This window comes from Frankia sp. Mgl5 (assembly GCF_023242985.1).
In the GTDB taxonomy this organism is placed as follows: domain Bacteria; phylum Actinomycetota; class Actinomycetes; order Frankiales; family Frankiaceae; genus Parafrankia; species Parafrankia soli.
Genome location: NZ_JALKFY010000074.1, coordinates 1 through 285 on the forward strand (window position 1 = coordinate 1; position 285 = coordinate 285).

Consider the following 285-nt stretch of genomic DNA (forward strand, 5'->3'; position numbering starts at 1 on the left):
ATAGAGCATATTATCCGGTCTCCTGCCTGCTGCGATGTACTCGGCGAGAACCGCTGTATTGGCGCCGTTCTCCAGGGTGACTGGCACACCGAACATTTCCTTCAGCAGTTGAACGATCGGCACATGCTTCCATCCCGGTGCAGGAAAAGCAGCAGGTTCCAGAATCATTCCCGACTGCCTGTCCAAGGGGCCGACTGAACCGATCCCGATGCCAAGCAATTGATCAAGCGTAACAGAATGCGCTTCCAGCCATTGACGGATGATTCCGGACACATCGGACAATAC

The 285-nt window shown here is 54.4% G+C and carries 1 protein-coding gene; it reads right to left on the reverse strand.

The window, feature by feature from the left end:
- A partial coding sequence (locus MXD62_RS08420) for an ROK family protein (RefSeq protein WP_248828834.1) occupies window positions 1-285 on the reverse strand: 285 nt, incomplete at both ends.